Source organism: Campylobacter portucalensis (genome assembly GCF_009690845.1).
In the GTDB taxonomy this organism is placed as follows: Bacteria; Campylobacterota; Campylobacteria; order Campylobacterales; family Campylobacteraceae; genus Campylobacter_B; species Campylobacter_B portucalensis.
In genome coordinates this window covers 22,996-29,605 of sequence record NZ_VWSJ01000018.1, presented here as the reverse complement: position 1 = coordinate 29,605, position 6,610 = coordinate 22,996, and the positions used below count along the sequence as shown (strand labels likewise).

Annotated in this window: 9 protein-coding genes; 5 read left to right on the top strand and 4 right to left on the bottom strand. The window is 26.3% G+C overall.

The genetic code is table 11. The features are described 5' to 3' along the window. Positions 1-193 precede the first annotated feature (193 nt). Together F1B92_RS05355 and F1B92_RS05350 are read right to left on the bottom strand one after the other, a co-directional pair. Positions 194-1,381 carry an MFS transporter gene (locus F1B92_RS05355; RefSeq protein WP_154570841.1) on the bottom strand — a complete coding sequence of 396 codons (1,188 nt, stop codon included), beginning with the start codon at positions 1,379-1,381 and terminating at the stop codon, positions 194-196. 109 nt (positions 1,382-1,490) lie between these two features. Next, entirely contained in the window at positions 1,491-2,300 is an 810-nt protein-coding gene (locus F1B92_RS05350) for a transporter substrate-binding domain-containing protein (protein WP_154570840.1), read from the bottom strand. Positions 2,301-2,426: 126 nt separating this feature from the next. Here F1B92_RS05350 and F1B92_RS05345 point away from each other — a divergent pair, with 126 nt between their 5' ends. The 4 genes from F1B92_RS05345 (at position 2,427) to F1B92_RS05330 (ending at position 4,893) form a co-directional block, all read left to right on the top strand. Further along, a complete protein-coding gene (locus tag F1B92_RS05345; protein ID WP_154570839.1) occupies positions 2,427-3,335 on the top strand; it encodes an SPFH domain-containing protein in 909 nt (302 codons plus the stop codon). Beyond that, entirely contained in the window at positions 3,332-3,748 is a 417-nt protein-coding gene (locus F1B92_RS05340; RefSeq protein ID WP_326833105.1) for an NfeD family protein, read from the top strand. Before F1B92_RS05345 ends, F1B92_RS05340 begins: the two co-directional genes overlap by 4 nt. 147 nt (positions 3,749-3,895) lie before the next feature. Further along, complete coding sequence (locus tag F1B92_RS05335) at positions 3,896-4,663, top strand: Abi family protein (protein ID WP_154570838.1); 768 nt, start codon at positions 3,896-3,898, stop codon at positions 4,661-4,663. 65 nt (positions 4,664-4,728) lie between these two features. Continuing rightward, entirely contained in the window at positions 4,729-4,893 is a 165-nt protein-coding gene (locus tag F1B92_RS05330; protein ID WP_154570837.1) for a hypothetical protein, read from the top strand. A gap of 84 nt (positions 4,894-4,977) precedes the next feature. On the opposite strand, the gene F1B92_RS05325 is transcribed toward F1B92_RS05330, so the two are convergent. Together F1B92_RS05325 and F1B92_RS05320 are read right to left on the bottom strand one after the other, a co-directional pair. Further along, positions 4,978-5,487 carry a hypothetical protein gene (locus F1B92_RS05325; protein ID WP_154570836.1) on the bottom strand — a complete coding sequence of 170 codons (510 nt, stop codon included), beginning with the start codon at positions 5,485-5,487 and terminating at the stop codon, positions 4,978-4,980. 9 nt (positions 5,488-5,496) lie between these two features. Further along, positions 5,497-6,201, bottom strand: a complete 705-nt coding sequence (locus F1B92_RS05320) for a hypothetical protein (protein WP_154570835.1) — start codon at positions 6,199-6,201, stop codon at positions 5,497-5,499. Between the two features lie 101 nt (positions 6,202-6,302). Between F1B92_RS05320 and F1B92_RS05315 the strand changes: the two genes are divergently transcribed. After that, complete coding sequence (locus tag F1B92_RS05315; protein ID WP_154570834.1) at positions 6,303-6,497, top strand: hypothetical protein; 195 nt, start codon at positions 6,303-6,305, stop codon at positions 6,495-6,497. The last annotated feature ends 113 nt before the right edge of the window (positions 6,498-6,610 follow it).

Sequence of the window (6,610 nt, the reverse complement as noted above, 5' to 3'; positions counted from 1 at the left end):
AATATATTGAAATTGGGTTTATAAATTTAACATCTCATATTTGCGTCTTTTATTTTAATAAAACAAATTATTTTTATTCTATTAATTAATATTTTTGTATTTTAAATATTAAATTTAACCCTTAAATTAGCTAATTATTGAATTTTATGTAATCTATCAAGTAAATTTATTTGCTTGATAAAATAAATTATTTCTATATTTTATTTAAAATTCTTTTATAGTAAAATGCAGAAATTATGAAGTGAAGACCAAACAAACAAGTTATATCAAAAGTATCAAGACCTAAATCATATAAAATTCCAGTTAATATAGACGTAATAGCAGCAATTCCTAAAAATATCATATCGCAATACGCCATAACTCTGCCATAAAATTCTTTTTTTGAATGAGTTTGAACTAATGTATAAGTATAAGACCAAATAGTTGAGGTACTAAATCCTGTTAAAAACAATCCTATAAAACTTAGATAAAAATTAAATTGTAATAAAGCCCAGATTATTAAGCCTATGCCTTGAGTTATAAATAAAATAAATACAACTTTTGTATTTACTAATTTGCTTAAAACTATAGGACCGATTATAAGTCCAAAAGCTCTAAAAGTATTTAAAAGTCCAATCACTAAAGAGATGCTTAAAATATTTTTATAGTTGTTTCCAGCTAAAATACTAATTAAAGTATCGTATGAAGTTACAGCAACAAAACCGTGTATTATCATTAAATTTAGAAGTAATGGATTTGATTTTAAATATAAAATTCCATCTTTTATCATTTCAAAAGTTTTTAAATTTATTTGAGATTTTTCTTCTTTTATATTTAATTTTGTTAATAAAAAAATACCAATTAAATACAAAATAAAATCAAATAAAAACGAGTTATATACTCCAAAATAATCTATATAAAATCCAGCTAATGCCATTGCTAAAGTATAAGATAAAGCCCAAATTATAGAGTGAATTTCATTTGCTAAACGAAGTTCGTCGTTATTTAAAATTTTAGGGAGTAAGCTCATCTCTACTTGAAAATAAATTCCAGTCACGCCCATTCTTATAAATATTAAAATTTGTAAAAGCCAAAATAGATCCAAAGAGTCTATTAGTAAAAGCATTAAAACACTTATAGCCTCTATAATCATAAAACTCATAAAAAGAGGAAATGCTTTAAATTTATCTATAATAACGCCTGAAAATGGAGCCATTATAACGCTTGGAATAAAAGCCATAGCTGCACTAAGTCCTATCATCCAAGTATTAGCTTTTAACTCTAATAGTAAAGTAAAAATTCCAACATGGCTAAACCAGGCACCAAAATAGCAAATTAGTTGAATTGATGATAGAATTCTAATAGTTTTATTTGATTTTAAGAGTTTTAAATATTTATTCATAAAATTTCTTTATAGTCTGATTTTTATATCTAAGATTTAAATTTAATCAAATTTAAATATATGATTTTATAGTTGATTTTAGCTAATTATATTAAAACCAACCATATAATTATAAAAATTTATACAATTCATCAAGTAAAAAATATTTTTTATCTGCTTTTCCTTTATAAAATGGAACAAAAGTTTGTTCATAAGCGTTTCTAAAAAAGCCACTTTTATTTAAAAATATTATTTGTTTATTTATAAAATCCAAAAGCTCATTATTTCCTTTTTGAACACCAACTCCTATAAATGCAGCAGGTCCAGCATTTAAAACCCCAACTTCAACGCTTGAATCTAAAATTTCATAAACTAAAACAGCAGTGTTATTATCCGCAAAACCATCGATTTCACCACTTTTTACCTTTTGATAGCATTGGGTTGTGTTACCGCAATAATCGATCTTATAGCCTTTGCTAGAGAAAAATATATCAGCAGTTGATGACTTTTCAACGCCTATTATTTTATCTCTTAGTTGTGATAAATTTTTAATATTTGATTTTTTGTTTGTTAAAACAGCTAAATTTACGCTTAAATATGGCATTGAAAAATCAATTATTTTTGATCTATCTTCAGTTATAGAAAAACTTCCAAGCATAATATCGACTTTATTATCCACCAAAGCATTAATTCTTTGATTCAAATCAAAGGTTATAAATTTAACACTCCCCCCGTTTTTATCACCTTCAAAAATAGCATCGCCTAAAGCTTTACCTAGTTGGATTTCAAAACCATCTAAATTACCATTTTCTAAATTTGAAAATGGCGGGCGAGCAGCATGAACGCCAACTCTTAAAACTTTATCTTTACGAATTTGTTCTAAAGAATTAGCAATCAAAAAAGACGAAGTTAAAGCAAGTGCTAAGCATATTTTATTCATAGTAAGCTCCTTCTAAAAAATGTCAAATTATAGTTGAAATTTACTAAAAGTTTGATTAAATTTGATAGCTAAATTTTAATAAATTTTTGATATAATTGATAATTATTTTAAATTAAGGACTAAAAAATGGAAAATTTAATTATTCTAATAGCTATAATTTGTATTTTTATAGCTTTGTTTTTAAAATCTTGCATCAAGATAGTTTCACAGTCTGACTTATATATCATAGAAAGACTTGGTAAATTTCATAGAGTGTTAGATGGTGGATTTCACGTGATAATCCCTATAATTGATAGAGTTAGAGCAGTTTTAACAGCCAGAGAGCAGCTTGTTGATATCACAAAACAGCAAGTTATCACAAAAGATAATGTTAATATCGCAGTTGATGGGATAGTGTATATAAAAATAGTTGAAGCTAAAAAGGCTTATTATAATGTAGAAGATTATAAAGATGCTATTTCAAATTTAGCTATGACGACTCTAAGAGGCGAAATAGGAGCTATGAGCTTAGATGACTCACTCTCATCAAGAGATAAACTAAATGCAGCACTTCAAGTAGCTTTAGCAGGGGCAGCTGATAACTGGGGTGTAAAGATAATGAGAGTTGAGATAGCTGAAATTTCAGTTCCTAAAGAGATTGAAGAAGCGATGAATTTACAGATGAAGGCTGAAAGAGAAAAAAGAGCAATTGAGTTAAAAGCTCAAGGCGAAAAAGAAGCTTTAATTTTAAATGCTGAAGCTTTAAAGCAAGAAAAAGTGCTAGAAGCTGAAGCGATTGAGAGAATGGCTGATGCTAAAAAATATGAAGAAATTGCTATATCTGAAGGGCAAAAAGTTGCGATGCATAATCTAAATTTAGCAATGAGTGAGTCTAAATTTGCAGCTGAGTATCTTTTAGCAAAGGAAAGAATTAGTGCTTTTAATGAGCTATCAAAATCTCAAAGTAAAGATAAAGTTTTAATCCCTTATGAAGTAACTGAGTTAATCGGAAGCTTAAGCTTAGTAAAAGAGTTTTTAAACAAGGATAAAAAGTGATAGATCCATTAATAATGCTAAGCATTGGAGCTGCTTTATGCGTGCTAGAGCTATTTTTGATGAATTTTGTGCTTTTGTTTTTTGGACTTGGGTTTATCATAATAGGGGCTTTAAATTTTATAATTGATTTTGAATGGCAGTGGCAAATTTTAGCTTCATTTTTACTATCTTTTGTTTTACTTTTTAGTTTTAAAAAGCCTTTAAATAGGCTTTTTCATAAAAGTAGTGATAAATATAAAGATAACTTTTTAGACGAAAGCGGAGTTGGCGAGATTAAACAAGGTATGGTATATTTTAAAGGCACACTTTGGCAAAGCGATGATATAGACTTGCTTTTAAAAAATGGTTTAAAAGATGGCGATAAAGTTAAAATTTTATGCATAAAAGATGGTAAGGTTGTGGTGGAGAGATAACGAAGTAGCGTAAATTTATTAAGAAAAAAGTAAAATTAAAAATAAAAGAGTTTGGAATACCAGCCTAAAAAGGTACTCGCCTAAGTCATGGCGATGAGATTTCCAAACTGACGCCATTATACAATAAAAATTATAAAGGTTTTATAAATGTATCTAAAAAACCATACTTATCAAAAAATTTATGAAAATCTTGGTTTTGATGAAAGCTTTGGTATAAAAGGCTTTGATAAACTTAAAAATTCAATCTCTTTGTTGCACAATGGCTATCTACTTGGCTCATGTAAGGAAGCTGGGATTTTTATAAAAAACCACAAAGATAAAAAAATAGAAAATATATTTGATTTTGTAATCTCTATCTACAATAAACGAATAAAAACTCATCATATACTGTTTTTATTTATACATATTTTTGAAACAGCACTTAGGAGTAAAATGGCTATTGTTTTATCAAATAATTATAGTTCTGATAAAAACTCAAACGATGACTGGTTTAAAAATCCAAACAATCCTTGGCTTGTAAATAAAACACAAAGAGTGATTAATATGCAAAGATCAAATTTAGACCTAAATAGCACAACAAGTTATGAAGTTTTAGATCTTTTTACTTTTGGGGATTTAGAAAATGTCATAAAAAATCATTGGGCTGATTTTAAGCCTATTTTTGCAGATACGAAAAAATATAAAAATCAAGATTTACCATGCTATGGAACAAAAGAGCATTTTTTAAATACATTATCAAGGATAAGAAAAGCAAGAAACGATATTTTTCATAATCGCCCATCAAGAATCAAACCAAAATCAATTATAGCAAATATTGAAATTTTGCTTTTAAGACTTGATTTTAATCTAAAAGATGCTTTTTATGGTATAGAAAATTCAAAATACAATTTAAATTTAAAATACAGCTATGATTAGAAGCGGTAAAATGATACTAAATACAAACTAAGCTAAATTTCAAAGCTGATGGTAAAGTGTTTAAGATGGAGAGTTTAAATTATGGTGATAAAGTTTTGGTTTTATGGATAAAAGATAGTAAGTTTGGTGGAAATATAATCAAATTAGCGATTTGCTACTTTGGTATTATAGAGCTTTTTCTAGCTGTTTTTTGTAAAGAGTATAAAAGCAAAGATAGAAAAATAATATAAAAATGCAAACATTTACAAAAGTAAATATAATTTAAGATAGTTTTTATTAAACACAATTAAGAGTAAAAGGATAGCAATTACTTGCTATCCTTTCATGAGAAATTTAATAGTTAAAGTTTCATATATAATATTATTTAAATTAAAAGCTTCATTGTTATAGATTGCTTTTAAATAGTATTCATTTAAAGGTATATCAAATGGTTCTTCGTTAGTAAGTTCTTCTTGAATGCCAAAAAATTCAATCCTAAAATCATCATTGTTTTTATTTAGAACAAACTGAAAGATTATCTTTGCTTTTTGAATTTTTTGAACTTCTCTTTTTGCTACTTTGTCATTACTTTTCATCCATTCCATAGCTTTTGAAGTATAAGCTTTTGTTATATCACAATCAGCTTGAACTATATCCCTTCCATTGTCTGTTGTAAATTTTGCCCATTCAACTTTTTCGCACATTTGGTAGTTATCTATAGCATCTCCAATTGTTGCACTTTCATCAAAATTTAAAGTGCCATTTTTTACCTTATTTATATCATTGTCACCAAAAAACCCAAACAAATTAACGCAGATAAGCGATAAAAATAATACTTTTTTCATAACATCTCCTTAAATTTTATTTTTTAAATAATTAACTATATTTTCTGAAATTTCTTTTGATTGTTTATTGAAATAATTATTGTTAAGCATTCTTCTTAAAAATCTTGGGTGATAAGTTCTAAATGCTTTTCCTTTAAAATTTTCAAAACCTTTACAATTTGCAAGATTTAGCTTACAAAAATGCCTTTGATTGAAATTAGGAATTTCAACTTGAAGTTCTTTTGAAGTGGTTTCTAAAACTGCATTGAGTAAATAGTCATAGTTTGGTCCTGTAAAAAATACTACAACTTTTGGCTTTAAAATCTCAATTTCTTTAGCTAAAATTCCTTTATGAAACTGGATAAGGTTTTTTATTGTATCTTCATCTAGTTTATTTGTGCTAACACCTTTATCAAATTTAATAATGTTATTCCAAACCGCATTTTCATCTAAATTTTTAAGATATTTCCAAAAAGGACTTCTTAACCATTTTCCTTTTTTATTATCCATAAAATTTAAATAAAAATTCATAGCAAAATCTACACCTTGTTTTTTAAATTCATCTATGTTTCCCCATTTAACAGCTTCTTGCCCTATAACCACAATATATGTATTTAAATTTGTAACATCTAAAAGTAATGGCATTGAAAAATCTGAGCATAAATTTTTTAAATTTTCATTAGAAAATTTAACTTCATAAAACTCTTTTAGCTGTTTTTGTTTTAATTGATTCATTTTTCTACTTTCTTAAACTTACATATTTTAAATTAGTTTTACTTGTTATTATACGAAATAAATTCTTAATTTTTAATAAATAAACTGATAATTTATCACTTATGAAATACACCCAACAAGACAAAGCAAGAATTTTAAGAATAACAACTAGAACTTTACAAAGATGGCGAACAACCAAGCCTGAGCTTTACGCTATAATTGAGGCCAGTTTTATATTAAGAGAGGCTATTAAAAAAGATGAAGACGCTATAAAAGAGGTTAAAGGGATTATAAAAGATGCCTTGCCACCACAATAAGACATAAAATTAACCAAATTTATAAAAATTTAGTCTATAAAACATAAATTTAACCAAATTTATATATTTTTATGTTAATATATTGGGTTAAAATTTCGCCAATATTATAAAAT